This window comes from Streptomyces sp. NPDC020875, from assembly GCF_040641415.1.
Lineage (GTDB): Bacteria > Actinomycetota > Actinomycetes > Streptomycetales > Streptomycetaceae > Streptomyces.
In genome coordinates this window covers 98686-125505 of sequence record NZ_JBFADP010000001.1, presented here as the reverse complement: position 1 = coordinate 125505, position 26820 = coordinate 98686, and the positions used below count along the sequence as shown (strand labels likewise).

Below are 26820 nucleotides of genomic sequence, written 5' to 3'. Positions count from 1 at the left end.
ACTCCTCACACTCGGTCGGGGCCCATTCTGCCCTGACCGTCCCCGGCGGGCTCCGCCGGGGAAACGCTCAGCGGATACACCGGGGGAGTCCCACCGAACTCCGGACAACGCGCCTGATGGTCGCACCAGCCGCACAGCTTCGTCGGCCGCGGCCGCCACTCACCCGTCTCGGTGGCCAGCCGGATCGCCTCCCACAACGCCAGCAGCTTCCGCTCCACCCGCTCCAGATCCGCCGGCACCGGATCGTAGGTGATCACATCGCCACTCCCCAGATACACCAGCTGGAGCCGGCGCGGCACCACCCTCCGCAACCGCCACACCACCAGCGCGTAGAACTTCATCTGGAACAGCGCGCCCTCCGCGTACTCCGGACGCGGCGCCTTCCCCGTCTTGTAATCGACGATCCGCACCTCACCCGTCGGCGCCACATCCACCCGGTCGATCACCCCGCGCAGCCGCAGCCCCGAATCCAGCTCCGCCTCGACGAACAGCTCCCGCTCCGCCGGCTCCAACCGCGTCGGATCCTCCAGCCCGAACCACCGCTCCACCAGCGACTCCGCCTCACCCAGCCAGCGCGCCAGCCGCTCACCGCCCTCGTCGTCGGCGAACAGCTCACCCAGCTCGGGACGGCCCTCCAGCAGCCGCCGCCACTGCCCCGGAACCAGCCCCCGAGCCCGCGGAACCGTACGCTCCGCCGCCGGGGCGTCGAAAAGCCGCTCCAGCACCGCATGCACCAGCGTCCCCCGGGTAGCCGCCGCACTCGGCTTCTCCGGCAGCCGGTCGATCACCCGGAACCGGTACAACAAAGGACACTGCATGAAGTCACTCGCCCGCGACGGCGACAGCGACGTCGGCGGCGACACGGACACCGCGGTGCCCGAGCTCTCCCCGGAGGTGGCCTGACTCGTACTCATGACGCAGACCCTACGGCCCGCCACTGACAGCGAGCGCAATACCATCGACGTCACAGGACCGGGCACTGCATGATCGAAGCATTCACGCATCGAATCATCGAGCGAGAGATGATCGAAGTAGAGGTCCACCGGCGATCTCGCGACGAAGGGACCCCGTGAACGACCACGACCCGACGAACGGCTCGGGCCACGAGCGCTCACGCGCCGCGTCCGGCGGCCACGGCACACCCCCGGAGCCCGACGACACCAAGCGCAAGCGGCCCGACGGCCCCGGCGGCGGCATCCTCATGGGCCGCCCCTTCGGCGTACCCGTCTACGTCGCCCCCAGCTGGTTCCTCGTCGCCGCACTCATCACCTGGGTCTTCGGCGACCAGCTCAACCGCGTCCTGCCCGAGCTGGGCGGCCTCAACTACCTGGTCTCCCTCTTCTTCGCCGTCGCGTTCTACGCCTCCGTCCTCGTCCACGAACTGGCCCACACCGTCACCGCCCTCCACTACAAACTCCCCGTCCGGCGCATCCAGCTCCAGTTCTTCGGCGGCTCCTCCGAGATCGAGAAGGAGTCCGAGAACCCCGGCCGGGAATTCGTCATCGCCGTCGTCGGACCCCTGCTCTCCCTCGTCCTCGCCGGCGTCTTCTACCTCGGCATGAGGGCCGTCGAACCCGGCACGGTACCCGGCGTCCTGCTCGCCGGACTGATGATCTCCAACCTCATCGTGGCGATCTTCAACCTGCTCCCCGGCCTCCCCCTCGACGGCGGCCGGATGCTCCGCGCCGTCGTCTGGAAGATCACCGGCAAGCCCATGAGCGGCACCGTCGCCGCCGCCTGGGCCGGCCGCGCCCTCGCCGTCGCCGTCCTCATCGGCCTCCCCCTCTTCACCCACTCCGGCGCCCTCGGCACCCCCGGCCAGGAAATCGGCGGCATGCAGTCCGTCACCGACGCCCTGCTCGCCGCCATCCTCGCCGCCATCATCTGGACCGGCGCCGGAAACAGCCTGCGCACCGCCAGACTCCGGGAACACCTCCCCGACCTAGCCGCCCGCACCCTCACCCGCCGCGCCGTCCCCGTCGAAGCCGACACCCCCCTCTCCGAAGCGCTCCGCCGCGCCAACGAAGCCGGAGCCCGCGCACTCGTCGTCGTCGACGGCCACGGCGAACCCACCGCCCTCGTCCGCGAAGCCGCGATCGTCGGCGTCCCCCAGCACCGCCGCCCCTGGGTCACCGTCGGCGGCCTCGCCCAACCCCTCACCGACGGCATGCGCATGCCCGCCGACCTCGTCGGCGAATCCCTCCTCGACCACCTCCGCACCACCCCCGCGACCGAATACCTCGTCGTCGAAGACACCGGCGAGATCTACGGCGTCCTCTCCACCGCCGACGTCGAACGCGCCTTCGTCGCCGCCATGACCAAGTAATTTGTGGCTCGGTTCGCCTCCGGGGCGCTTCAGCCGTGTTCTTCAGTCGATCGTGCTCGGCCGCTCGTTCCTCGCGGCCTGCGCGCGTTCTCCTTCCAGAACACGACGCGCCCCTTCGGCTCACTCGCCTCTCCGGCGCGAGGGCAGGACGAGGCACCGGAGGTGAGGCCCTCGAAGTCCGATCATGTCGCCCCGGGTGATCCGGCGCTTCGGAGGCGAACCGAGCCACAAGTAAAGAAGCCCGTGGTCGGAGGGCTCGGCCAGGGCCGGTACGCTGGGGACATGTCCGAACCGACCGGTGCCGCCCGCCGTCGCGGGCCCTTCAAGGTCGGGGACCAGGTCCAGCTCACCGACCCCAAGGGACGCCACTACACCTTCACGCTCGAAGCCGGGAAGAATTTCCACACCCACAAGGGTTCCTTCCCGCACGACGAGCTGATCGGTGCTCCCGAGGGCAGTGTTGTCCGTACCACGGGGAACGTCGCCTACCTCGCGCTGCGCCCCCTGCTCCCCGATTACGTCCTGTCCATGCCCCGCGGCGCCGCCGTGGTCTACCCCAAGGACGCGGGGCAGATCCTGGCTTTCGCCGATATCTTCGCCGGCGCCCGCGTCGTCGAGGCGGGCGTGGGCTCGGGCTCGCTGAGCGCGTTCCTGCTCCGCGCCATCGGGGACACCGGCATGCTGCACTCGTACGAGCGCCGCGCCGACTTCGCCGATATCGCCCGGCAGAACGTGGAGCGCTACTTCGGCGGCCCCCACCCCGCCTGGCAGCTCACCGTCGGTGACCTTCAGGACAATCTCTCGGACACCGACGTCGACCGGGTCATCCTGGACATGCTCGCGCCGTGGGAGTGCCTGGAGGCCGTCTCCAAGGCGCTGGTCCCCGGCGGCATCCTCTGCTGCTACGTCGCCACCACCACCCAGCTCGCCCGGACCGTCGAGGCCATCCGGGAGATCGGCTCCTTCGCCGAGCCGCAGCCCTGGGAGTCGATGATCCGCAACTGGCACGTCGAGGGTCTCGCCGTCCGGCCCGATCACCGGATGATCGGACACACCGGCTTCCTCGTCACCGCCCGGCGGCTCGCCGACGGCGTCGAGCCCCCCATGCGCCGCCGCAGGCCCGCCAAGGGCGCCTACGGCGATGACTACACCGGCTGGGGCGGCAAGGACGGCGCGGCAGACAAGGGCTGACCGCCACCGCAACGACCCGGCGCCGCCGCCGGGTTCCCCCGCCACAGGGGGAACCCGGCGGCGGCGCCCGTGTGTTGGCCCCCGCTGTTCCCCGCCTCTGTGACGTATGGCACGATCGGGCTCCATCCCGGCCGCCCCTCCCGCCCGCACCACCCGTGCCGACCCCGCGTCGGCTCAGCCGCCACAGGAGACCTCACGCGTGCAGAATTCGGAGCTGCCCGACCTCGCGCACACCCGCACCCGTCCCCTGCACTGGGTCGCCACCGCGACCGCGATGGCCGCCGTGATCGCCCTGGCGGGCCTGCTCCAGCCGGACGACGCCACCGCCACCGCCTCCTCCGGCCGGGGATCCGGCGCCGGACCCGGACGGACCGCGCCCGACCCCGCGGCCGTACGGCTGCCGCTGGAGTGCGGGACCGCGGCGAGCACGGTGACCCGGAAGGCCGTCGGCGACCTCGACGGCGACGGCGGACCCGAAACGGTCGTCGCCGGACGGTGCGCCGCGGGTTCGGGAACGCCTCCGGAGGGCATCTATGTCCTGGCGGGGACACGGGACGGCGGGCCCCGGGTCGTCGCGACCCTCGTCGCGCCCGCCGACCGGCTCACCGTCGGCGACCTCGCCGTCACCGGCCGGGCCGTGACCGCGACCCTGTACGGCTACTCGACGCCCGAGGTCCCCGTCTGCTGTCCCGACCGGAAGGAGCGCGTCAGCTGGCGCTGGGACGGGGCGAAGTTCCTCCGTACCACCGAGAACGCCGAAGGCGGCACCGGCGGCCCGGACCTTACGGCGCTCTGAACCCCCGGCCCGACGGCCGCGGGCGCGGAGCGTGCCGCGGCGGTCACTCCGCGTCGGGTCCGTAGACCTCGACGCTGTCCGAAACCCGGCGTACGTGAATACAGTCGCCCGGGCACTCCCGGGCCGAGTCCACCACGTCCCGCAGCAGCGGCAGCGGTACCGGAGTCGTCGCCCCCGGAGCCTGCAGCAGCTCGTCCTCGGCGCTCTTCACATAGGCGAGACCGTCGATGTCCAGCTCGAAGACGTCCGGGGCGTACTGGGCGCAGATCCCGTCGCCGGTGCAGAGGTCCTGGTCGATCCAGACCTCCAGAGCCTCGGCTGCGTCGGGGGACGGGGCCTCGTGCTGCACGGTCATGTCTCCTGCCGTTCCTGCGTCGGGTGAAGCATCCGGCCGGGCGGTCCACGAGCAAGTCGCGCCAGCCCTGACGGGTGTTGAACACCCCCGACGATACAACCGCCCGCTTTCGGAACGGGCTGGGTGGGTATCCCCCTGGCGTGAGGGAGAGCGCAAGGGTGAAGATCGGACACGCCCCGACCGTCTTTGTGATCTAGGGGTTTCAATCACCACCCGCCCAGGTAGGGTCAGGAAGCGTCCAGCTCCCCTTGGAGGAGGTGAGGACCGTGGCAGCCCACGACGACGACATCAACCGCGGCATCCGGCCCGGGCGGGGGTCTGAGGACCCAGCCGGCCAGGTCGCCTATCTCGAGCAGGAAATCGCCGTCCTGCGCCGCAAGCTCGCCGACTCTCCGCGGCACACGAGGATTCTCGAAGAGCGGATCGTCGAGCTGCAGACGAATCTGGCCGGAGTGTCCGCGCAGAACGAACGGCTCGCGAATACGCTCCGTGAGGCCCGCGACCAGATCGTGGCCCTCAAGGAAGAGGTCGACCGGCTCGCCCAGCCGCCGGCCGGCTTCGGTGTCTATCTCCAGTCCAACGACGACGGCACCTGCGACATCTTCACCGGGGGCCGCAAGCTCCGGGTGAACGTCAGTCCCAGCGTCGAGCTCGACGAGCTGCGGCGCGGCCAGGAGGTCATGCTCAACGAGGCGCTCAACGTGGTCGAGGCCATGGCCTTCGAACGCGCCGGCGACATCGTCACCCTCAAGGAGATCCTGGAGGACGGCGAGCGCGCCCTGGTGGTAGGGCACACCGACGAGGAGCGGGTGGTGCGGCTCGCCGAGCCGCTGCTGGACGCCACCATCCGCCCCGGCGACGCCCTGCTGCTGGAGCCGCGCTCCGGCTATGTCTACGAGGTCGTGCCCAAGAGCGAGGTCGAGGAGCTGGTCCTCGAAGAGGTCCCGGACGTCGACTACAACCGGATCGGCGGCCTCGGCGGCCAGATCGAGATGATCCGGGACGCGGTCGAGCTGCCGTATCTCCACCCCGACCTGTTCAAGGAGCACGAACTCCGCCCGCCGAAGGGCATCCTGCTCTACGGTCCGCCCGGCTGCGGCAAGACGCTCATCGCCAAGGCCGTCGCCAATTCCCTTGCCAAGAAGGTCGCCGAGGTGACCGGGCAGCCCGCGGGGAAGAGCTACTTCCTCAACATCAAGGGTCCCGAGCTGCTCAACAAGTACGTCGGCGAGACCGAGCGGCACATCCGGCTGGTCTTCCAGCGGGCCCGGGAGAAGGCGTCCGAGGGCACCCCCGTGATCGTCTTCTTCGACGAGATGGAGTCCCTGTTCCGCACCCGCGGCTCCGGGGTCAGCTCCGACGTCGAGAACACCATCGTCCCCCAGCTCCTCGCCGAGATCGACGGCGTCGAGGGCCTGGAGAACGTGATCGTGATCGGCGCCTCCAACCGCGAGGACATGATCGACCCCGCGATCCTGCGCCCCGGCCGGCTCGATGTGAAGATCAAGATCGAGCGTCCGGACGCCGAGGCGGCGAAGGACATCTTCGCCAAGTACCTCACGCCGACGCTGCCGCTCCACGCGGACGACGTCGCCGAGCACAACGGCTCCAAGGAGGCCGCGGCCCTGGCGATGATCCAGTCCGTGGTCGAGCAGATGTACGCGGAGTCGGAGGAGAACCGCTTCCTCGAGGTCACCTATGCCAACGGTGACAAGGAAGTCCTCTACTTCAAGGACTTCAACTCCGGCGCGATGATCCAGAACATCGTCGACCGGGCCAAGAAGATGGCCATCAAGGCGTTCCTCGACCACGACCAGAAGGGTCTGCGGGTCGCCCACCTCCTCCAGGCGTGCGTGGACGAGTTCAAGGAGAACGAGGACCTGCCCAACACCACCAACCCGGACGACTGGGCCCGGATCTCCGGAAAGAAGGGCGAACGGATCGTGTTCATCCGGACGCTCGTCACCGGGAAGCAGGGCGCGGACACCGGACGCTCGATCGACACGGTGGCCAACACCGGTCAGTACCTGTGACGGCGGACACCGGCTGCGGATGCCCGGGCCGGGCATCCGCAGCCGGTGTCTTTTCCGGCCGTCCGGCCACTTACAGCAATGACGAAAACGATCTCCCCGCCGGCGCGGCGGCCATCTAGGCTCGTCGGTACCGCCGCGTCGCGCCGTGCGGGGCCGGGCACCGCACGCGCACCGGAGCACCAGCGGTACTTGAGCGCCGTTCCCGGCCGGGAGCGGCGCCGGGCAAGGAGGACCGCATGACCGTACGGCGAGTAATGGGCATCGAGACGGAGTACGGAATCTCCGTCCCTGGGCATCCGAACGCCAATGCCATGCTCACCTCGTCCCAGATCGTCAACGCCTACGCGGCGGCGATGCACCGGGCGCGCCGCGCCCGCTGGGACTTCGAGGAGGAGAATCCGCTGCGGGACGCCCGGGGCTTCGATCTCGCCCGCGAGGTCGCCGACTCCAGCCAGCTCACCGACGAGGACATCGGGCTGGCCAATGTGATCCTCACCAACGGCGCCCGGCTCTATGTCGACCACGCCCATCCCGAGTACAGCTCCCCCGAGGTCACCAACCCCCGGGACGCGGTGCTGTGGGACAAGGCGGGGGAGCGGATCATGGCCGCCGCCGCGGAACGCGCCGCCCGGCTGCCCGGCGCCCAGCCCATCCACCTCTACAAGAACAACACCGACAACAAGGGCGCGTCCTACGGCACCCACGAGAACTATCTGATGAAGCGGGAGACCCCCTTCTCGGACATCGTGCGCCATCTGACGCCGTTCTTCGTCTGCCGCCAGGTGGTCACCGGCGCCGGCCGGGTCGGGATCGGCCAGGACGGCCACGACCACGGCTTCCAGATCAGTCAGCGGGCGGACTACTTCGAGGTCGAGGTCGGTCTGGAGACCACCCTCAAGCGCCCCATCATCAACACCCGGGACGAGCCGCACTCGGACGCCGAGAAGTACCGCAGGCTCCATGTGATCATCGGCGACGCCAATCTCTCGGAGATCTCCACCTATCTCAAGCTGGGCACCACGGCACTGGTGCTCTCCATGATCGAGGACGGCTTCATCACCGTCGACCTGGCGGTGGAGCAGCCGGTCCGCACCCTGCACCAGATCTCGCACGATCCGGATCTGAAGCGGCTCGTCACGCTCCGCAGCGGCCGGACGCTCACCGCGGTCCAGCTCCAGATGGAGTACTACGAGCTGGCCAGGAAGTACGTCGACGAGCGGTTCGGCGCGGACGCCGACGAGCAGACCAAGGACGTGCTGATCCGCTGGGAGGACACCCTCCACCGGCTGGAGAACGATCCGATGAGCCTCGCCGGCGAGCTGGACTGGGTGGCCAAGAAGGAGCTGATGGAGGGCTACCGCCGCCGGGACGGCCTCGACTGGGACGCGGCCCGGCTCCATCTGGTGGACCTCCAGTACGCCGACGTACGCCCCGAGAAGGGGCTGTACAACCGGCTGGCGGCCCGCGGCCGGATGAAACGGCTGCTGGCCGAGGAGGACGTGGTACGGGCCCAGAGCAAGCCGCCCGAGGACACCCGGGCCTACTTCCGGGGCCGCTGTCTGGAGCAGTACGCGGACGACGTGGCCGCGGCGAGCTGGGATTCGGTCATCTTCGACCTGCCCGGCCGGGACTCCCTCCAGCGGGTCCCCACCCTGGAGCCGCTGCGGGGCACCCGTAGCCACGTCAAGGACCTGCTGGACCGCTGCCGTACGGCGGAGGACCTGGTCAGAGTGTTGTCCGGCGGCTGATCCCGCGGTCCCGGACAGGGGTGAAGACGGCCGGCCCGGGCATCATCACGGGAACGGTGGATCACGGAAGGACAGCGGGACACGGAATGACAGTGGAGGCCCCCCGGCGTTGAGAAAGTGCGGGGCCGTTGTCGGACGCTCCTTGTAGTGTCTGGGTAGCGTCCGATCATGAACCGGACCGGACTCACGTCAGGGCTAACCGAGCGGGGTGAGGGACATGGCGACCAAGGACACCGGCGGCGGACAGCAGAAGGCCACGCGTTCCACGGAGGAGGTCGAGGAGCAGACCCAGGACGCGCAGGCGTCCGAGGAGCTCCGGGAGCGGCAGGAGAAGCTCTCCGACGACGTCGACTCCGTCCTGGACGAGATCGACGACGTGCTCGAGGAGAACGCGGAGGACTTCGTCCGGTCCTTCGTGCAGAAGGGCGGCGAGTAGCCACTCGGCTCCCCCGGGAGCGCCGGACGTCCGCCCCCCTGCCCCCGCCCGCGGCGAAATCGGGGCACCGGGGCGGATGACCGGTCACCGCGCGGGTAATGTCCGTGCACAGTTCGTAAGATCGGCCCGCGCTCCCGAGCCGGGCCGCCGCCTACCCGGAAGGAATCGCGTGGAAGCCAATTCACGTAACACCGGGCGTCTGCCGGCAGCCTTCCTGACGCCCGGCTCGTCGTCGTTCATGGATTTCCTCGGCGAGCACTCCCCGGAGCTGCTGCCGGGCAACCGGGCGCTGCCCGTGGTGAAGGGGACCTTCGAGGCCCCGCACGGCACCACGATCGTCGCGGTCACGTTCGAGGGCGGTGTGGTGATCGCCGGTGACCGGCGGGCCACCATGGGCAACATGATCTCGCAGCGCGACATGGAGAAGGTCTTCCCGGCCGACGAGTACTCGGCCGTGGGCATCGCGGGCACCGCCGGACTCGCGGTGGAGATGGTCAAGCTGTTCCAGCTGGAGCTGGAGCACTTCGAGAAGGTCGAGGGCGCCCAGCTCTCCCTGGAGGGCAAGGCCAACCGGCTCTCCACCATGATCCGCGGCAATCTCGGCATGGCCATGCAGGGCCTGGCCGTGGTGCCGCTCTTCGCCGGGTACGACGTCGACCGCGGCCGCGGCCGGATCTTCTCGTACGACGTCACCGGCGGGCGCTTCGAGGAGCAGGGCTTCACCGCCACCGGCTCCGGTTCCGTCTTCGCCCGCGGCTCGCTGAAGAAGCTCTACCGCGACGACCTGACGCAGGAACAGGCCGTCACCCTGGTCGTCCAGGCGCTCTACGACGCCGCGGACGACGACTCGGCCACCGGTGGCCCGGACGTGGCGCGCCGGATCTATCCGATCGTCGTGGTCATCACCGACGAGGGCGTCCACCGCCTGACCGGGGAGCAGTCCTCGGAGGTGGCCCACTCGGTCGTACAGCACCGGCTGGAGCAGCCGGACGGTCCGCGCGCCGCGCTGCTGTGATGCCTCCCTACCTGACAAGACTTCTGGCAGAATTTTGGAAAGAAGGGTCGGATAGCCGGTGACGACACCGTTCTACGTCTCGCCCGCCCAGGCCATGCAGGACCGGGCGGAATACGCCCGTAAGGGCATCGCCCGCGGCCGCAGCCTCGTGGTGCTGCAGTATGCCGACGGCATCGTGTTCGTCGGGGAGAATCCGTCCCGCGCGCTGCACAAATTCAGTGAGATCTACGACCGCATCGGATTCGCGGCGGCCGGAAAGTACAACGAGTACGAGAATCTGCGGATCGGCGGGGTGCGCTATGCCGATCTGCGCGGCTACACCTACGACCGCGACGATGTGACCGCCCGCGGACTGGCGAATGTCTACGCCCAGACCCTGGGCACCATCTTCTCCAGCCAGGCCGAGAAGCCGTACGAGGTGGAATTGGTGGTCGCCGAGGTCGGTGACACCGCCGACGGCGACCAGATCTACCGGCTGCCGCACGACGGCTCGATCGTGGACGAGCACGGCTCGGTCGCGGTCGGCGGCAACGCCGAGCAGATCAGTACCTATCTGGACCAGCGGCACGACGACGGGATGTCCCTGTCGGCGGCGTTGAGACTGGCGGTCCAGGCGCTCTCCAACCAGACCAACGGCAATGAGCGGGAGATCCCCGCGGACCGGCTGGAGGTCGCGGTCCTCGACCGTACCCGCCCGCAGAAGCGGAAGTTCAAGCGGATCGTGGGCGGCCAGCTGGCCCGGCTGCTGGACGAGGAGGGGGCCGGAACCGAGGCGGGGACGGCCGAGGCGGACACCGAGGAGTCCGGCGAGGGCTCGGAGACGTAGGACAGCGGCTTTTCCACTCGGGCCCGGGGTGTTCCGCCACCGGCGGAGCATCCCGGGAGCCCGGTTCGCGGACCGTCAGCCCCCGGCCGGCAGCGACCAGCGGTGGAAGCCCCGGGCGCCCTCGGTGAGCCAGGTGCCGTCGCCGAGCGGGGTGACCGGGCCCGGCGGTTCCGGATAGCGCATCCGGCCCAGCGGGCGCAGGGTGGCGGTATCGCAGAGCCAGTGCCGGGGCGCGGGACGGCGGCCCGGCGGCTGGTGCCGGGCCGTGACCAGGACGTGCCGGGCGTCCAGCAGATGCGCGTCCTCGAAGACCGCCTCGCTCTCCCCCGGGTGGGCGCCCTCCCCGGGGGCCGGTTCCGGTCCGGTCAGGGCCGCCAGGTCGTACAGGGCCACCGGTTCGTCGGTACCGATGGTGTGGGCGGCCAGTTCGTCCCGGTCGTCGCCGGGCGCGAGCCGCTCCGCGCGGCGCAGGGTCAGGGCCCGGGACGAGCCGGGGACGAAGCCGACGACCTCCCGCATCCGGGCGCTGCCACGCAGATGGAGACCGTCCCGGCGGGGCGCCACCCACCAGGTCGACCAGGAGTACCAGGCCGTCCAGCAGGAGAGGGCCAGCAGCCGTCCGCCGGGGTGCCAGCGCTGGGTGACCACGGAGGCGCAGCTGTTCACCGGGCGGCTGGCCCGGACCCGGCCGTTGGCCGCCTCCACCAGCAGCAGCACGTCCCGGCCGTACCGCAGCCGGGTCCGCTCGTCCCGGAAGAGCACCTGATGGCCGGGCTCCTCGGCCAGGGCGGGGACGACCACACCGACCAGCGCGCCGTCCGGACTGACCGACGGGACGCCGGGTGCCCGGGGGGCGCCGAGGCCGCCCCGCCACGGTGGATGCGGCAGCTCCCAGCGGGTGGCGCCGTCGCCGCCGACGGCCCGTATCCGGTCCGGTTCGGCGAGTACGGCACCGTCGTCCAGGGGCGCCGCGGGGGTCTCGGCCGGGACGTCCACGCAGTGCAGCGGCTCCCCGCCGCCGAGGAAGGCCCCGGAGCCGTAGACCTCCAGCCGGTCCTCGCGCCGTACCGAGAGCCGTTCGCCCGGTTCCGGCAGGACCGGGCCCGGTGCGGTGGCCACCGTCCCGGCCGGGACGGCGTCGATGGATGTCTCCGCCGGGCTCGTCATGATCGTGATCGTGGCATGCGCCCGTCCGGCCCTCAAGGGCCGGAAGACCTCCGCAACCGGGTGGACACGGAGCTGAGACACGATCGTACGGATCCGGACGGAGCCGGTGCTCAGCGCCTCGGCGGCGGGGCGGTGGAGCCCCGGGTGACCAGCCGGACCGGGAGGTCGCCGACCGGGGGCGCCCCGCCGTCGATGGCGGCGATCAGGGCCGTCATCCCGCGCTCGCCGACCCGTTCGGCGGGCAGTGCCACGGTTGTCAGCTCCGGTTCCAGGGCCGTGGCCAGGGTCAGATCGTCGAAGCCGGTGACCGAGACGTGGTCGGGGACCCGCAGCCCCCGGCGCCGTACGGCCTTGCAGGCACCGGCGGCGATCATGTCGCTGTCGCAGACGATCGCGGTCGGCAGCGGATCCGGGCCGCCGAGCGCCGCCTCGGCCGCCGCGCGGGCCGGATCGACCGCCAGTTCCGTACGCACGGTCCGGACCGAGGCGTCCGGGGCGGCGGCCAGTGTCTCGGCCAGGGCCCGGGCCCGGACGTCGAAGGTCCAGGACCGTACCGACGAGGCCAGATGGAGGAACCGGCGGTGGCCGAGGGCGAGCAGATGCCCGGCGACCCGGCGCATCCCGTCCGCGATGTCGACATTGATCTGGGCCGCCGCGGTGCCGTCGGCGGGGTCGCTGTCCAGCATCACCAGCGGCAGCCCGGAGGAGTGCAGCGCGCCCAGGACCTCGGTCGCCATCGACGAGGCGATCACCCCGTCGAGGGCGGCCCGGGCCGAGCCGAAGGGGTCCCTGGCCCGTCCGTTGACGTCGGGGGCGGGATAGACGACCACGCCGAAGCCGCGTTCGGCGGCGACCGACGCGGCACCGGTGTAGACCCAGGCGAAGAACTCGTTGGTGAGGGCCGGGACCACCAGCAGCGCCGTACGGGTCCGGCCGAGCCGGAGGTTGCGGGCCGCGAGATTGGGGCGGTAGCCGAGTTCCCGCGCGGCGTCGCGTACCGCGTCGGCGGTCCGCTCCGAGACCCGGCCGCGCCACTTGCCGCCGAGGACCAGGGAGACCGTCGCCTGGGAGACCCCGGCGGCCCGCGCGACATCCCGGCTGGTGGGCCGGGGTGCGGCGATACCGGAGGGCGCGGCGGTGCGGTCGGCCTGGCCGTCTGCCATGGGTGCCTTTCTCGGGGCGTGGTGGAGCGCCCTCAACATAGCGCCGCCGTTCAGGGCGGCCCGTCCGGGGGCCGGGGGGCGAGGTTGTCCGGAAAGCCGTGGACCGGCGCGCCGGGGGCATGATACGTATAACCCCGTCAGTTATACGTAACACTCCGCCGACGCGGAGGGGAAGGAGCGCCATGGGCGCGGGGGGCGGGACCACCGAGGTCACCGAGGGCGCGGGGGCCACGGGATACACCGAGGTACTGAGGGCGCCGTACGCGGCGCGACTGCTCACCGGCACCCTGGTCGGCCGGCTGCCCGCGGCGACCGGGCCGGTCGCCATCGTGCTGTTCACCCGGGCGGAGGGCGGTGGCTACACCCTCGCCGGGGCGCTCGCCGCGGTCTACGGCCTCACCACAGCCGTCGGACAGCCCCTGCTGGGCCGGGCCGTCGACCTGCACGGACAGCCCCGGGTACAGCTGCCCGCGGCCGTGGTCTCCGCGCTCGGGATGGTGCTGCTGGCGGTGGCCGGGATCGGCGTACTCCCGGTCGCCTTCGCCGCGGTCGCCGTGGCCGGACTCTTCACCCCGCCGCTGGAGGGCGGGCTGCGGGCGCTCTGGCCGAGCGTGCTGAAACGGGAGGACCACGTCCACCGGGCGTACGCGCTGGACGCGGTGGCCCAGGAGGTCATGTTCACGGTGGGGCCGCTGCTGGTCACCCTGCTCGTCGCGGTCCACTCGGAGGCCGCGGCGCTGGTGGTGATCAACGTTGTGGGCGTACTGGGCGCGCTGGCGGTCGTGGCCAGTGAGCCCTCCAGGACCTGGCGGTCCGCGCCCCGCGAGGCGCACTGGCTGGGCGCCCTGCGCTCCCCGGGACTGCTGGCGCTCTTCGGCTCCTTCTTCTTCGTCGGACTCGCCCTCGGCTCGATCACCGTCGCCGGGGTCTCCTACGCCGACGACCACGGCCGGGACGAGCTCTACGGCTGGCTGCTCGCCGCCCTGAGCTTCGGCGCGCTGGTCGGCGGCGTCGGGTACGGCGCCCGGCGGTGGGCCGGGCCGCCCGAGAACCGGCTCCGGGTGATCGTCGCCCTGCTGGCACTCGGCTATCTGCCGCTGGCGCTCACCCCGGGACCGCTGCCGATGCTGGCGCTCGCGGCGCTCTCCGGGCTCTTCCTCGCCCCCGCGCTCGCCTGCTCCTTCGTCGTGGTCGACCGGCACGCCCCGAGGGGGACCGTGACCGAGGCGTTCTCCTGGCTGGTGACCGCCTTCGGGGTGGGCGCGGCGGCCGGGACCGCCGTCACCGGACCGGTGGTGGACGGCGCGGGCACCGCGTGGAGCTTCGCGGTCGCCGGGGCCGGCGGGGTGGCCGCCCTGCTGGTCCTGACGGCGACCGGGGGAGTGCTGAAGGCACCCCTGCCCCGGGCCGTCCCGGTACCCGGTCCCGGCGCTCCGGGCGCCGCCGGGCGGCCGGGCCCGGGGGAAAATGATCGCAACGGTGCGGCCGAACCCGGTTTCAGCACCGGGCGTGAGGCGTAATGTTCAGACATGGACCGCCGCATTTTCGGGCTGGAGAACGAGTACGGCGTCACGTGCACATTCAGGGGACAGCGCCGGCTGTCACCTGACGAAGTGGCGCGCTACCTCTTCCGCCGTGTCGTGTCATGGGGCCGCAGCAGCAATGTCTTCCTGCGGAACGGCGCCCGCCTCTACCTCGACGTGGGATCGCATCCGGAATACGCGACACCGGAATGCGACAACGTGACCGAACTGGTCACGCACGACAAGGCGGGCGAGCGCATTCTCGAAGGTCTGCTCGTCGACGCCGAACGCCGCCTGCACGAGGAGGGGATCGCGGGCGACGTCTATCTCTTCAAGAACAACACCGATTCGGCGGGAAACTCCTACGGCTGCCACGAGAACTATCTGGTCGCCCGGCACGGGGAGTTCTCCCGGCTCGCGGACATCCTGATCCCGTTCCTGGTCACCCGTCAGCTGCTGTGCGGCGCGGGCAAGGTGCTGCAGACCCCGCGCGGCGCGGTCTACTGCGTCAGCCAGCGCGCCGAGCACATCTGGGAGGGTGTCAGCTCCGCCACCACCCGCTCGCGCCCGATCATCAACACCCGGGACGAGCCGCACGCCGACGCCGAGCGCTACCGCAGGCTCCATGTGATCGTCGGCGACTCCAACATGTCCGAGACGACGATGCTCCTCAAGGTCGGCGCGACGGACCTGGTACTCCGCATGATCGAGGCGGGTACGGTGATGCGCGATCTGACCCTGGAGAACCCGATCCGGGCGATCCGCGAGGTCAGCCATGACATCACCGGCCAGCGGAAGGTCCGGCTCGCCAGCGGCCGGGAGGCGTCGGCACTGGAGGTGCAGCGGGAGTACTACGAGAAGGCCGTCGACTTCGTGGACCGGCGCGGCATCCGGACCGGCACCGTCGAGCAGGTGCTCGAACTGTGGGGGCGGACCCTCGACGCGATCGACGCCCAGGACCTGGACCGGATCTCCACCGAGATCGACTGGGTCATGAAGTACCAGCTGATCGAGCAGTACCGGGCCAAGCACCAGATGACCATGTCGCACCCCAGGGTCGCCCAGATAGATCTCGCGTACCACGACATCCACCGCCGCCGGGGGCTCTACTACCTGCTGGAGCGCAAGGGGCGGGCGGCCCGGATCTGCAACGACCTCAAGATCTTCGAGGGCAAGTCGGTGCCCCCGCAGACCACCCGGGCCCGGCTGCGCGGCGACTTCATCCGGCGCGCGCAGGAGCAGCGCCGCGACTTCACCGTCGACTGGGTGCATCTCAAGCTGAACGACCAGGCGCAGCGGACCGTGCTCTGCAAGGACCCGTTCCGTTCGGTGGACGACCGGGTGGAGAAGCTGATCGCCGGAATGTGACCGGTACGCCGCCGCGGCGACGGCGGAGTGTTCCGCGTCCCACCAAAAGGTGGAACGCGGCTCGGGCCCCGTACGTTCTTCGTGCGGGGCCCGAGGCACGCCCTAGAGTGTCCGGGACTCTTCACCATGACCATCTGAGATCTGAGGAACACGTGCGTCGACCTGCCGCCCTCCGGGCCGTGACCGGCCTCCTCGTCGTCCCCGCGCTCCTGCTGTCGACAGCGGCGTGCGGCAGCGACGACGACAAGGGCTCCGACTCCATCTCGTCCAAGGGCGGACTGCCCGCCATCACCGCCGGGGCGAAGTTCGGGGAGAAGCCCACCCTCGCCAAGGGGGAGGGCGCCGCGCCGAAGGAGCTGAAGATCGAGGTCATCAGCGCCGGCACCGGAGCGACCTTGAAGAAGGGCGACCACGCGCAGGTCAACTACTACGGCCAGGAGTGGGACGAGTCCGAGCCGTTCGACACCAGCTTCGGCAAGGGCCAGCTCTTCCCCGTCAACATCGGCGGCGGCGGGGTCATCGAGGGCTGGCAGAAGGCGCTCGACGGCCAGAAGATCGGCAGCAGGCTGGAGGTGTCCATCCCGCCGAACCTGGCGTACGGCGACACCGCGCGCGGTGAGATCAAGGCCAACGCCACCCTGGTCTTCGTCATGGACATCGTCAAGGGCACCAGCATCCCGGCCGCCGCCAAGGGCGTGGAGGTCCCGCAGCGGGACGCCGCCCTGCCGAAGGTCGGGGTGAACACCGACGGCAAGGCGCCCTCGGTGACCTTCCCTAAGGGGGGCGCCGCGCCGAAGAAGCTGGTCTCGGAGTACGTGATCGAGGGCACGGGCCCCGCCGTGACCGACAAGGACGACATCGTCGTGAAGTACGACGCGTTCCTGTGGGACGGCGGCCAGAAGTTCGGCGGCACGTACGGGAACGACATGACCGAGACGCTCAGCCTCGCCAACCTTCAGGTCAAGGGCCTCAAGGACGGCCCGGTCGGCAAGAAGATCGGCAGCCGGGTGCTGCTGGTCCTCCCGCCCGACCAGGCGTTCGGCGACCAGGAGCAGCAGGGCATCCCGAAGAACTCCACCCTGGTCTTCGTGATGGACATCCTGGCGAAGGTGTAAGACTGTCCCGGTTGCCCGTTCATCATTCGAGGAGCATGTAGACCGTGAGCATCGAGAAGCCCGAGATCGACTTCCCGGGCGGCGAGCCGCCGAAGGACCTGGAGATCAAGGAGATCTGGGAAGGCGACGGCGCCGAGGCCAAGGCCGGGAACTTCGTCAGCGTCCACTACGTGGGTGTGGCCTTCTCCACCGGTGAGGAGTTCGACGCCTCCTGGAACCGTAACCAGGCGTTCCAGTTCCAGCTGGGTGCCGGTCAGGTCATCGTCGGCTGGGACAAGGGCGTCCAGGGCATGAAGGTCGGCGGCCGTCGTCAGCTCACCATCCCCGCCCACCTCGCCTACGGCGACCGGGGCGCGGGCGGCCGGATCAAGCCGGGCGAGACGCTGATCTTCGTCGTGGATCTGCTCGGCGTCTGAGCGGACCCGGACTCCGGGTCACCCGGAGTCGGCGGAACCGATCGAGGGTCCGCACCCCGCGCGGGGTGCGGACCCTCGGCCCGTTCCGGGCCCGGCGCGGCCACCGCGCCCCGCCCCCGTCACCCGGCCCGCCGCCCGCCCGCGGCCCGCCCCGAACACCCCGTTCCGGTACGGCTCCCGATGGTTGTCCACAGCCCCGTCGGCCCGGCTTTCACCTTGGCGCCCCGGGACGGTACGGTCATCGAGCGGAAACGCTGGTTCGACCGGAACGATCTGAAGAGTCAGAAGAGGTGCGGGGCGTCGATGGCGATTGCCAAGGCCGAGCGGCTGATGAATCTGGCGCTGTGCCTGCTGGGGACGCGCCGCCCGCTGAGCAAGCGCGAGCTGCGTGAGTCCATCGAGGCGTATCTGGAGGCGTTCCGGCCCACCGACGCCTCGGCCGGCTCCGACGAGTCCTTCAACCGCATGTTCGAACGCGACAAGGACGACCTCCGCGAACTCGGCCTTGTCATCGAGACCGTGGAGAACCTGGACGGCGAGGTCGGCTATCTCGCCCGCCGGGACAGCAACCGGCTGCCGCCCATCACCTTCGACGCCGAGGAGGCCGCGGCCCTCGGGGTCGCCGCCCGGGTCTGGCAGCAGGCCCGGCTCGCCGGTGCCGCCAGCGGGGCGCTCCAGAAGCTCCGGGCCGCCGGAATGCCCGAGGCCGAGGACGCGTACGAGGACCGGGCCGGTGCCCTGGAGCCGCGGATCCCCGTCCACGAGGCCGCCTTCGAACCGCTGATGCTGGCCTGCCGCGACCGCCGCCCGGTCGTCTTCGAATACCGCAAGGCCAGCGCCGCCCGCCCCGAGCAGCGGCAGGTCGAGCCGTGGACCCTGGAGTGCTGGCGCGGCCACTGGTACCTCGCGGGCTGGGACCGCGACCGGGGCGCCGAGCGGGTCTTCCGGCTCTCCCGGATCACCGGCCGGGTCCGCTCCAGGGCCGGGTCCTTCACCGCGCCCGTACCCGATGTCTCCACGGTCCGGGAGACCGTGGAGAGCTGGGCCGGGGAGACCGCCACCCGGACCGCGCGGATCCGGCTGCGCACCGGCGCCGGATACCCGCTGCGGGCCAGGGCCGCCTCGGTCCGCCCGGCGGGCGACGGCTGGGACGAGCTGGAGATCCCGTACGGACACGGCCTCGACGCCTGGCTGGTGGAATTCGGGCCGGACGTCGTCGTGGTGGAACCGGCGGATCTGCGGGCCGATGTGGTGGACCGGCTGCGCGCCGTGGCCGCGGGCTGACGGCAGCCGAGGGAAGCTCAGGAAAAGGGGACCGGACCGTGGCCGCGAACGCCATCGACCAGACCAGGCGGATGCTCTCCCTGGTCACCTATCTTCGGGAACGCCCCGGCGCACGCGTCGAGGACGTCGCCCGCGCCTTCGGGATCACCGAGGACGAACTGATCTCGGACCTCGATCTGCTGCCGATGTGCGGGACGAGCTTCCGCGGCGGCGATCTGCTGGACATCGACACCGACGGCGACCGGATCTGGTGGCACAACCCGGACGATGTCGCCGAGCCGCTCCGGCTGGCCGCCGACGAGGCGACGGCCCTGCTGGTCGCCGCCCGCGCGGTGGCCATGCTCCCGGGTCTGCGGGAAAGCGACCGCGACGCGCTGCTGCGGGCCACCGCCAAGCTGGAGACCGCGGCCGGGGAGGCCGCCGGGGCGTCGTCCCGGCTGTCGGTGACCTTCGAGGCCGAGGGCGGCGTCTTCGCCGCCGTCGACCGGGCGATCACCGAGAAGCGCCGGCTCTGGGTGCGCTACTACTCCCCGGCGCGGGACGAGCTGACCGAGCGCGAGGTGGACCCGATCCGGCTGTTCGCCGTCGGTCACACCTATATGGAGGCGTGGTGCCGGCTCTCCGAGGCGCGGCGGACCTTCCGGCTCGACCGGGTCGCCGAGATCCGGCTGCTCGACGCCCCCGCCGCACCGCCCGAGATCGAACTCCGGGACCTCTCGGATCTGTCGACGGGACTCGTCCAGCCCTCCGCCGACGATCCCGAGGTGGTCGTGGAAGTGGGGCCCGGCGGCCGCTGGGTCGCCGAGTACTACCCGTACGACCGGGCCGACGAACTGCCCGGCGGCGGTCTGCGGATCACCCTGCGCACCTCGTCCCCGGCCTCGCTGCGACGGCTCGCGCTGCGGCTGGGCGCCGACGGACGGATCACCGAACCGGGGGATCTGGCGGAGAGCGCCCGCCGGGCGGCCCGGGAGGCGCTGGCCGCGTACGGGGACACCGCCTAGCCGGATTCGCGGGCGGGCCGGGCTCCGGCAAGATCCGAGCGAGACGACCCGGATCGGACGGGGCCGGGTGAGGTCCGCCGGAGGCGGCCGGGCTCCGGTCCGGAACCGGTTCGGCGCGGGCGTGGCGTGGCCGGATCGTACGAGGGCCGAGGGCGGCCGGGTCCGGCCGGAGCGGCGGGTTCCGGACGGTCTCGCCCGACCGTCGTGTTCGGTCTCCGGGAAATGTCCGGAAACGATGCCTCATCGTGGCGGGGGTTGTGTCGATTTCCGGCCGACGCGGACACGGGGCGGCCGGGCGCGGGATCATTCGGGCGGGAAGTACCGCTCACGGTTGAGGAGATTCGTGTCACATGTCGCTCATGTTCGATATCACGGCTACGGCCCCGGGTAGCGGCCCCGTGCTCTTCAGGGCCCTGTGCCCGGAGTGCCGGGCCCGCTGTGAGCTGACCGCCCAGGCGCTGCGGCTCGCCATCGGCGGCAGCCGCCGTACCACCTTCTACTCCTTCACCTGCCCCGAGTGCGACTCCACCGTCCGCCGTCCGGCGGGGGAGCGGATCGTCGAACTCCTCACCCGGGGCGGAGTCAGTACGCTCCGTCTCCAGGCCGTGGCCCCCGCGGCTCCCACCACCTCGAACGCCTAGGTACCGCCCATGTTCTGGCCCGTGCTCGCCATCGTCCTCGGTTTCCTCGGGATCGCCGTCCTCGGCGTCCTCGGTATCCGGGTCTTCCTGGAGGCCCGGCGGCTCGGGCTGGAGGTGACCAGGGCGGCCGAGCGGATCGGGGCCGCCGCCGGAGATCTGGAGCGGGCGGCCGAACGGGCGGCCGGGAACGCGAGCCGACTGCGCTGATCCGGGCCCGGCGGTCCCGGGCCCGCGAGCACCTGCCGCGTCCGCCGGGGTTCCGGCCGGGCCGACCGGGGAGCGGGTTCGCGCAGCCCGGGGACGATCCGTACCACCCCCGAACCGGAGCCGTCGGCCGACGGAATGCGAACGATCTTCGTTGGGCGGGTTCCGGCCGTGTGTACGCGCCCGCTACCAAGGGCGTTCAATTGCTAACAGCCCAGGTGAAGCCGGGGTTCCGGTCATTTGGAGGATGCACGGGCATTGCCCTGTGTTCACTGCTTGGGGTTACGATCGCTCACAACGCATCATGGTCGGACCCCTGTCCGCCCCCGGTGCCGCAGCTACACCCCAGCCGCCTCGGTGAGAAGGTACACAGTTATGTTCGGTGGACGGATCGGCCCTGCCGAGATCATTCTGGTCCTCGTCGTGATCATCCTCCTGTTCGGTGCCAAGAAGCTCCCGGACATGGCCCGTTCCCTGGGCAAGTCGGCCCGGATCCTGAAGAGTGAGGCCAAGGCCATGAAGGCCGAGAGCCAGGACTCCGCCGCCGCGGCGCCCCCGCAGCCGGGACCCGCCCAGGAGCAGCCCGCCCCGCGGACGATCAAGGCCGCGCCCGGTGATGTCACGAGCGCGCGTCCCGTGACCGAGCCGACGGACTCCGCTCAGCGCTGACACCGGGCCGCCCACAGGTCCGTCGGCCGCGACGGGCCTGCCGCACGAGATGAGGACGTGGGTTGCTCAAGCCTGCCCGCAAGAAGGAGAAGGACCCCGAGGGGCGGATGCCCCTCGTGGAGCATCTGCGCGAGCTCAGGAACCGGCTCGCGAAGGGCGTCCTGGCCATCGTGGTCGTCACGGTCGTGGCCGCCTTCTTCTACAACGACATCATCAACTTCTTCACCAAGCCGGTACTGGACTCGGTGGGCTGTGACCTGTCCTTCTCGGAGCTCCAGAAGAAGCCCGACGGGGCGACCTGTGCCCAGATCACCATCAACGGACTGCTGACTCCCTTCACCCTGATGCTGAAGGTGTCGCTGATGGCGGGCGTGGTCCTCGCCTCGCCGGTCTGGCTGTACCAGCTCTGGGCCTTCGTCGCGCCCGGACTGCACCGGAACGAGAAGAAGTACGCGCTCGCCTTCGTCGGCGCGGGTTCCCCGCTCTTCCTCCTGGGCGGCTACTTCGCCTACGTGGTCCTGCCGACCACGGCGAAGGTACTGATCGAGTTCACCCCCGTCGGCGTGGACAACCTGCTGCCGCTGGACGATCTGCTCGACCTGGTCACCAGGATGGTGGTCGTCTTCGGGCTCGCCTTCGAACTGCCGCTGCTGCTGGTGATGCTGAATATCGGCGGCGCCGTCACCGGCCGGCGGATGCTCGGCTGGTGGCGCGCGATGATCATGGGCATCACGATCTTCTCGGCCGTGGCCACGCCCAGCACCGAGCCCCTGACGATGATGGCGCTGGCCGCCCCCATCGTGCTGCTGTACTTCCTCGCCACCGGCATCTCACTCCTCAACGACCGGCGGCGACGGCTGCGGGAGCTGCGGGGACCCGGGGACGACGAGGCGGCGGAGCTGGATCTCACCCCCTCCGACATCGGCGCGGTGGAGGCGGTCGGCGCTTCGAACCGGGTGCCGGAGCAGTCGAGCCGTGAGGGCGACGGCGGCCGGGCCAACCGGGTCAACGGCTTCGACGACATCACCTGACGCGGAGAGCGTCCGACGCGCGGCCCCGGGGGCCGGACGGCCACAAGCCGTCCGGCCCCCGGGCGCGTACGGCCCTGCCCGGGCGCCCCGCGCCTCCGGGAACAGGGGGATCCCGCGCGGTGCGCCGCCGGGCCGGGCCGGGTCCGGCGACGCCCGCCCGCGCACTCTCCCCGTAGCCCTTCGGTCGCGGGAGGCCCCCGGCGTTTGCCGGGATTTCCCGAGTACCACCGGTACGAGGGGAGACGGCCCCGTGGCTCCACCGGGGACCCCCGCCGCCGTCCCGCATCGCCGGCACCGGACGCCGTGCGCCCCGCCCGCCTGGCGGACGCCGCCATGTGCCGGACCGGGTCCCGCACCGGAAACCGCGGGCGTCCACCGAACGGACGTTGCCATGAGCCGGACCCGGCCCCGGAGCCCGGTGCCGTCGGGCGCCCGGGACCGGAGCGGGGTCGCCGGTTCGTTGTTCGAGTACCGTCACCCGGGTGACTCATGAGATCACTCTCTTCGTCAACCCCACGGCGGGCCGCGGCCGGGGCGCCCATGCCGCCCAGCCCGCCGCCCGGGCCCTGCGGGACGCCGGGTTCTCGGTCCGTACCGTCCTCGGCGAGGACGCGCCCGACGCGCTGCGGCGGGCCCGGGAGGCCGTCGCCGCGGGCACCGGCGCGCTGATAGCCGTCGGGGGCGACGGACTCGTCTCCCTCGCGCTCCAGGCCGTGGCCGGAACACCCACCCCGCTCGGGGTGATCGCCGTCGGTACCGGGAACGACTTCGCCCGCACCCTCGGCCTGCCGGTCCGCGACCCCGCCGCCGCCGGACGGCTCGCCGCCGAAGTCCTCAAGGGCGGCGGGGCCCGGGAGATCGACCTCGGCCGGGCCGGGGACCGCTGGTTCGGTACGGTCCTCGCCTCCGGCTTCGACTCCCGCGTCAACGAGCGGGGCAACCGGATGGGGCGGATCGCGGGCCGCTTCACCTACGATCTGGCGCTCCTCGCCGAACTCGCCGCCCTGCGCCCGATCCCGTACCGGCTCGGCCTCGACGACGGCCCGGACCTGGAGGTCGAGGCGATCCTGGTCGCCGTCGGCAACGGCGACTCCTACGGGGGCGGGATGCGGATCTGCGCCGGAGCCGTCCCGGACGACGGACTCCTCGATGTGACGGTCGTCGCGGCCTGCGACCGCAGAACCCTGCTCCGGGTCTTCCCCCGGGTCTACCAGGGCACCCATCTCGACCATCCGAAGGTCACCGTTCACCGGGTCCGCTCCGTCCGGCTGGCCGCCGAAGGACTGACCGCCTACGCGGACGGGGAACGGCTCGGGTCGCTGCCGCTGACCGCCGAGTGCGTCCCGGGAGCGCTCCGGGTCCTGGCCCCGCACCCCGGCGAGCCCGGCCACCGCCCGTGACCGGCGTCGCGACGCGTCGTAGCGGCGCCGAGGCCCACCGGATTCCGTACGGCCCGGCCGTACGGGTCCCCGCCGGTCCGCCGCGGGGGGCTCGCGGGCGTACTCGCGCGCCGCAGGCGCGCGCCGGGCGCCCGACCGTGGGATAAGGCCGCGCTGACTGTCGTACCCGGCGGGTAGGCTCGTCAACAAGATGACCGAGGATCTCTCACCCGCCGAGCGCTACGCGGCCTCCCGCGTCCGCGCCGCAGAGCAGGCCACTGCCCTGTTCCCGTTCCGCGAGATGTACGAGTTCGATCTGGACCCCTTCCAGATCGAGGCATGCCAGGCGCTGGAGGCGGGCCGGGGCGTGCTCGTGGCCGCGCCGACCGGCTCCGGCAAGACCATCGTCGGCGAGTTCGCCGTCCACCTCGCCCTCCAGCAGGGCCGGAAGTGCTTCTACACCACCCCCATCAAGGCCCTGTCGAACCAGAAGTACACCGATCTCGTCAAGCGCTACGGCGCCGACAAGGTCGGCCTGCTCACCGGTGACAACAGCGTCAATTCCGAGGCGCCCGTGGTCGTGATGACCACCGAGGTGCTGCGGAACATGCTCTACGCGGGCTCGCAGTCGCTGCGGGGCCTCGGTTATGTCGTCATGGACGAGGTGCACTACCTCTCCGACCGCTTCCGGGGCGCCGTCTGGGAAGAGGTCATCATCCACCTTCCCGAGTCGGTGACCCTGGTGTCGCTGAGCGCCACCGTCTCCAACGCGGAGGAGTTCGGCGACTGGCTGGACACCGTACGCGGTGACACCGCGGTCATCGTCTCCGAGGAGCGCCCCGTCCCGCTGTGGCAGCACGTCATGGCCGGACGCCGGGTCTACGACCTCTTCGAGGAGGGCTCCGACCACGGCGGCCGGGGCACCGGGCGCCGCGAGGTCAATCCGGACCTGGTCCGGCTGGCCCGGACCGAGAACCAGCGGTCGTACAACCCCCGGGACCGCCGCCGGGGCAAGATGGTCCGCGAGGCCGACCGGGAGCGGGAGCGGCGCAGCCGGTCCCGGATCTGGACGCCGGGCCGCCCCGAGGTGATCGAGCGGCTGGACGCGGAGGGGCTCCTGCCCGCGATCACCTTCATCTTCAGCCGGGCGGGCTGTGAGGCCGCCGTCCACCAATGCCTCTACGCGGGACTCCGGCTCAACGACGACGCGGCCCGGGCCCGGGTCCGGGAGATCGTCGAGGAGCGGACCGCGGCCATCCCCACCGAGGACCTCAACGTCCTGGGGTACTACGAGTGGCTGGAGGGCCTGGAGCGGGGCATCGCCGCGCACCACGCCGGAATGCTCCCCACCTTCAAGGAGGTGGTGGAGGAGCTGTTCGTCCGCGGACTGGTGAAGGCGGTCTTCGCCACCGAGACCCTGGCCCTCGGCATCAACATGCCCGCCCGCTCGGTGGTCCTGGAGAAGCTCGTCAAGTGGAACGGCGAACAGCACGCCGACATCACCCCCGGCGAGTACACGCAGCTCACCGGCCGGGCCGGACGGCGCGGAATCGACGTCGAGGGGCATGCCGTCGTGCTGTGGCAGCGGGCCATGGACCCGGCCGCCCTGGCCGGTCTCGCCGGGACCCGGACGTATCCGCTGCGCTCCAGCTTCAAGCCCTCGTACAACATGGCGGTCAATCTGGTCGAGCAGTTCGGCCGGCATCGCTCCCGGGAGCTGCTGGAGACCTCGTTCGCGCAGTTCCAGGCCGACCGCTCGGTGGTCGGCATCTCCCGCCAGGTCCAGAAGAACGAGACCGGTCTCGAAGGCTACCGGGAGGGCATGACCTGCCATCTCGGTGACTTCGAGGAGTACGCGCGGCTCCGCCGCGAACTCAAGGACCGCGAGAACGAGCTGGCCAAGCAGGGCGCGGCCCAGCGGCGGGCGGCGGCCGCGGTCTCCCTGGAGCGGCTCAAGCCGGGCGATGTGATCCACGTCCCGACGGGCAAGTTCGCGGGCCTCGCGCTCGTCCTCGACCCCGGTATCCCCGCCGGGCGGACCAACGGCCACCGCGGCTTCGAACACCACGACGGCCCCCGGCCCCTGGTCCTCACCGCCGAGCGGCAGGTCAAGCGGCTGGCTTCGATCGACTTCCCGGTGCCCGTGGAGGCGCTGGAGCGGATGCGGATCCCCAAGTCGTTCAATCCGCGCTCTCCGCAGTCCCGCCGCGACCTGGCCTCGGCGCTCCGCACCAAGGCCGGTCACATCGTGCCCGACCGGCACCGCAAGCAGCGGTCCGGGGCGGCCGACGACCGTGAGATCGCCCGGCTGCGGGCCGATCTGCGGGCCCATCCCTGCCACGGCTGCTCCGAGCGCGAGGACCACGCCCGCTGGGCGGAGCGCTACCACCGGCTGCTGCGGGACACCCGCCAGCTGGAGCGCCGGATCGAGGGGCGTACGAACACCATCGCCCGCACCTTCGACCGGATCGTCGCCCTCCTGACGGAGCTGGACTATCTGCGCGAGGACGAGGTCACCCCGCACGGCCGCCGGCTCGCCCGGCTCTACGGCGAACTGGACCTGCTGGCCAGCGAATGCCTCCGCGACGACGTCTGGGACGGCCTCACCCCGGCCGAACTCGCCGCCTGCGCCTCGGCCCTGGTCTACGAGTCCCGCCAGTCCGACGACGCCGTGCCCCCCAAGGTCCCGGCCGGAGCCGCGAAGGCGGCACTCGGCGAGATGGTCCGCATCTGGGGCCGGCTCGACGCCCTGGAGGAGGACTTCAAGATCCACCAGGCGGAGGGCGTCGGCCAGCGGGAGCCCGATCTCGGCTTCGCCTGGGCCGCCTACCAGTGGGCCTCCGGCAAGAGCCTGGACGAGGTACTGCGCGAGACGGAGATGCCCGCGGGCGACTTCGTCCGCTGGTCCAAGCAGGTCATCGACGTCCTCGGCCAGATCGCGGCGGCGGCCCCCGCCGACCGGGGCACGGTCGCCAAGAACGCCCGCAAGGCGGTGGACGGCCTGCTGCGGGGCGTGGTGGCGTACAGCTCGGTCGGCTGATCGGCCTCCCGGGTCGATGGAGGCCGGTGGTCCACCCGGTGGACCACCGGCCTCCACCCGTACGGTGAGTGGGTCGCCGCGCCCTCGGTG

At 71.3% G+C, this 26820-nt stretch carries 24 protein-coding genes; 20 read left to right on the top strand and 4 right to left on the bottom strand.

Translation table 11 applies throughout. From position 1 onward, the window contains the following. Nucleotides 1-5 precede the first annotated feature (5 nt). Complete coding sequence (locus AB0G74_RS00610; protein ID WP_361138632.1) at nt 6-914, bottom strand: PD-(D/E)XK nuclease family protein; 909 nt, start codon at nt 912-914, stop codon at nt 6-8. 155 nt (nt 915-1069) lie between these two features. On the opposite strand from AB0G74_RS00610, the gene AB0G74_RS00605 reads away from it, so the two are divergent. From AB0G74_RS00605 to AB0G74_RS00595, 3 genes are all read left to right on the top strand, one after another. After that, nucleotides 1070-2326 carry a site-2 protease family protein gene (locus tag AB0G74_RS00605; RefSeq protein ID WP_361138630.1) on the top strand — a complete coding sequence of 419 codons (1257 nt, stop codon included), beginning with the start codon at nt 1070-1072 and terminating at the stop codon, nt 2324-2326. Between the two features lie 282 nt (nt 2327-2608). Next, the gene (locus AB0G74_RS00600; RefSeq protein ID WP_361138627.1) at nt 2609-3517 is read left to right on the top strand and encodes a tRNA (adenine-N1)-methyltransferase; all 909 of its coding nucleotides are present in this window, start codon (nt 2609-2611) and stop codon (nt 3515-3517) included. A gap of 199 nt (nt 3518-3716) precedes the next feature. Continuing rightward, complete coding sequence (locus tag AB0G74_RS00595; RefSeq protein ID WP_361138625.1) at nt 3717-4313, top strand: hypothetical protein; 597 nt, start codon at nt 3717-3719, stop codon at nt 4311-4313. Between the two features lie 43 nt (nt 4314-4356). Here AB0G74_RS00595 and AB0G74_RS00590 read toward each other — a convergent pair whose 3' ends face one another. After that, entirely contained in the window at nt 4357-4668 is a 312-nt protein-coding gene (locus AB0G74_RS00590) for a ferredoxin (RefSeq protein ID WP_361138622.1), read from the bottom strand. A 266-nt stretch (nt 4669-4934) separates the two neighbouring features. On the opposite strand from AB0G74_RS00590, the gene arc reads away from it, so the two are divergent. The 5 genes from arc to prcA all read left to right on the top strand — a co-directional run bounded on the left by arc (nt 4935) and on the right by prcA (nt 10726). After that, nucleotides 4935-6701, top strand: coding sequence for a proteasome ATPase (gene arc / locus AB0G74_RS00585; protein WP_358827409.1), 1767 nt, complete (start codon nt 4935-4937; stop codon nt 6699-6701). A gap of 236 nt (nt 6702-6937) precedes the next feature. Further along, entirely contained in the window at nt 6938-8449 is a 1512-nt protein-coding gene (gene dop / locus AB0G74_RS00580; protein WP_361138620.1) for a depupylase/deamidase Dop, read from the top strand. A 217-nt stretch (nt 8450-8666) separates the two neighbouring features. Beyond that, on the top strand, nt 8667-8885 hold the full coding sequence (locus AB0G74_RS00575; protein WP_358827411.1) for a ubiquitin-like protein Pup: 219 nt from the start codon (nt 8667-8669) through the stop codon (nt 8883-8885). Nucleotides 8886-9054: 169 nt separating this feature from the next. Continuing rightward, nucleotides 9055-9900 (top strand): proteasome subunit beta, encoded by an 846-nt coding sequence (prcB, locus tag AB0G74_RS00570; protein ID WP_361138617.1) that lies wholly within the window; start codon nt 9055-9057, stop codon nt 9898-9900. A gap of 58 nt (nt 9901-9958) precedes the next feature. Then, on the top strand, nt 9959-10726 hold the full coding sequence (prcA, locus tag AB0G74_RS00565; protein WP_361138614.1) for a proteasome subunit alpha: 768 nt from the start codon (nt 9959-9961) through the stop codon (nt 10724-10726). A 75-nt stretch (nt 10727-10801) separates the two neighbouring features. On the opposite strand, the gene AB0G74_RS00560 is transcribed toward prcA, so the two are convergent. Both AB0G74_RS00560 and AB0G74_RS00555 read right to left on the bottom strand, forming a co-directional pair. Further along, nucleotides 10802-11893: a hypothetical protein gene (locus tag AB0G74_RS00560; RefSeq protein WP_361138611.1), complete on the bottom strand. Its 1092-nt coding sequence runs from the start codon at nt 11891-11893 to the stop codon at nt 10802-10804. Between the two features lie 110 nt (nt 11894-12003). Continuing rightward, on the bottom strand, nt 12004-13056 hold the full coding sequence (locus AB0G74_RS00555) for a LacI family DNA-binding transcriptional regulator (protein WP_361138607.1): 1053 nt from the start codon (nt 13054-13056) through the stop codon (nt 12004-12006). 182 nt (nt 13057-13238) lie between these two features. On the opposite strand from AB0G74_RS00555, the gene AB0G74_RS00550 reads away from it, so the two are divergent. The 12 genes from AB0G74_RS00550 (at nt 13239) to AB0G74_RS00495 (ending at nt 26730) form a co-directional block, all read left to right on the top strand. Continuing rightward, nucleotides 13239-14576 carry an MFS transporter gene (locus tag AB0G74_RS00550; RefSeq protein ID WP_361138604.1) on the top strand — a complete coding sequence of 446 codons (1338 nt, stop codon included), beginning with the start codon at nt 13239-13241 and terminating at the stop codon, nt 14574-14576. A 9-nt stretch (nt 14577-14585) separates the two neighbouring features. Then, nucleotides 14586-15947 (top strand): Pup--protein ligase, encoded by a 1362-nt coding sequence (gene pafA, locus AB0G74_RS00545; RefSeq protein ID WP_358827417.1) that lies wholly within the window; start codon nt 14586-14588, stop codon nt 15945-15947. A 152-nt stretch (nt 15948-16099) separates the two neighbouring features. Continuing rightward, complete coding sequence (locus tag AB0G74_RS00540) at nt 16100-17062, top strand: FKBP-type peptidyl-prolyl cis-trans isomerase (RefSeq protein WP_361138600.1); 963 nt, start codon at nt 16100-16102, stop codon at nt 17060-17062. A 44-nt stretch (nt 17063-17106) separates the two neighbouring features. After that, nucleotides 17107-17478, top strand: a complete 372-nt coding sequence (locus tag AB0G74_RS00535) for an FKBP-type peptidyl-prolyl cis-trans isomerase (protein ID WP_361138597.1) — start codon at nt 17107-17109, stop codon at nt 17476-17478. A gap of 303 nt (nt 17479-17781) precedes the next feature. Then, nucleotides 17782-18762, top strand: coding sequence for a WYL domain-containing protein (locus AB0G74_RS00530; RefSeq protein WP_361138594.1), 981 nt, complete (start codon nt 17782-17784; stop codon nt 18760-18762). A gap of 38 nt (nt 18763-18800) precedes the next feature. After that, a complete protein-coding gene (locus AB0G74_RS00525; RefSeq protein ID WP_361138592.1) occupies nt 18801-19766 on the top strand; it encodes a WYL domain-containing protein in 966 nt (321 codons plus the stop codon). 350 nt (nt 19767-20116) lie between these two features. Further along, nucleotides 20117-20407 carry a hypothetical protein gene (locus AB0G74_RS00520; protein ID WP_361138588.1) on the top strand — a complete coding sequence of 97 codons (291 nt, stop codon included), beginning with the start codon at nt 20117-20119 and terminating at the stop codon, nt 20405-20407. 9 nt (nt 20408-20416) lie between these two features. Next, nucleotides 20417-20614, top strand: a complete 198-nt coding sequence (locus AB0G74_RS00515; protein WP_361138585.1) for a hypothetical protein — start codon at nt 20417-20419, stop codon at nt 20612-20614. Between the two features lie 372 nt (nt 20615-20986). Further along, entirely contained in the window at nt 20987-21280 is a 294-nt protein-coding gene (gene tatA / locus AB0G74_RS00510; protein WP_358827424.1) for a Sec-independent protein translocase subunit TatA, read from the top strand. Between the two features lie 62 nt (nt 21281-21342). Continuing rightward, complete coding sequence (tatC, locus tag AB0G74_RS00505; RefSeq protein ID WP_361138582.1) at nt 21343-22311, top strand: twin-arginine translocase subunit TatC; 969 nt, start codon at nt 21343-21345, stop codon at nt 22309-22311. 482 nt (nt 22312-22793) lie between these two features. Further along, complete coding sequence (locus AB0G74_RS00500) at nt 22794-23711, top strand: diacylglycerol kinase (protein ID WP_361138579.1); 918 nt, start codon at nt 22794-22796, stop codon at nt 23709-23711. Nucleotides 23712-23901: 190 nt separating this feature from the next. Continuing rightward, entirely contained in the window at nt 23902-26730 is a 2829-nt protein-coding gene (locus AB0G74_RS00495; RefSeq protein ID WP_361138576.1) for a DEAD/DEAH box helicase, read from the top strand. Nucleotides 26731-26820 lie beyond the last annotated feature (90 nt).

Coding starts and splice junctions, on each gene's coding strand:
- AB0G74_RS00610 (WP_361138632.1), bottom strand. CDS start 914: ATGAGTACGAGTCAGGCCACCTCCGGGGAGAGCTCGGGCACCGCGGTG.
- AB0G74_RS00600 (WP_361138627.1), top strand. CDS start 2,609: ATGTCCGAACCGACCGGTGCCGCCCGCCGTCGCGGGCCCTTCAAGGTC.
- AB0G74_RS00590 (WP_361138622.1), bottom strand. CDS start 4,668: ATGACCGTGCAGCACGAGGCCCCGTCCCCCGACGCAGCCGAGGCTCTG.
- dop (WP_361138620.1), top strand. CDS start 6,938: ATGACCGTACGGCGAGTAATGGGCATCGAGACGGAGTACGGAATCTCC.
- AB0G74_RS00575 (WP_358827411.1), top strand. CDS start 8,667: ATGGCGACCAAGGACACCGGCGGCGGACAGCAGAAGGCCACGCGTTCC.
- AB0G74_RS00560 (WP_361138611.1), bottom strand. CDS start 11,893: ATGACGAGCCCGGCGGAGACATCCATCGACGCCGTCCCGGCCGGGACG.
- AB0G74_RS00555 (WP_361138607.1), bottom strand. CDS start 13,056: ATGGCAGACGGCCAGGCCGACCGCACCGCCGCGCCCTCCGGTATCGCC.
- AB0G74_RS00550 (WP_361138604.1), top strand. CDS start 13,239: ATGGGCGCGGGGGGCGGGACCACCGAGGTCACCGAGGGCGCGGGGGCC.
- pafA (WP_358827417.1), top strand. CDS start 14,586: ATGGACCGCCGCATTTTCGGGCTGGAGAACGAGTACGGCGTCACGTGC.
- AB0G74_RS00530 (WP_361138594.1), top strand. CDS start 17,782: ATGGCGATTGCCAAGGCCGAGCGGCTGATGAATCTGGCGCTGTGCCTG.
- AB0G74_RS00520 (WP_361138588.1), top strand. CDS start 20,117: ATGTCGCTCATGTTCGATATCACGGCTACGGCCCCGGGTAGCGGCCCC.
- AB0G74_RS00515 (WP_361138585.1), top strand. CDS start 20,417: ATGTTCTGGCCCGTGCTCGCCATCGTCCTCGGTTTCCTCGGGATCGCC.
- tatA (WP_358827424.1), top strand. CDS start 20,987: ATGTTCGGTGGACGGATCGGCCCTGCCGAGATCATTCTGGTCCTCGTC.
- AB0G74_RS00495 (WP_361138576.1), top strand. CDS start 23,902: ATGACCGAGGATCTCTCACCCGCCGAGCGCTACGCGGCCTCCCGCGTC.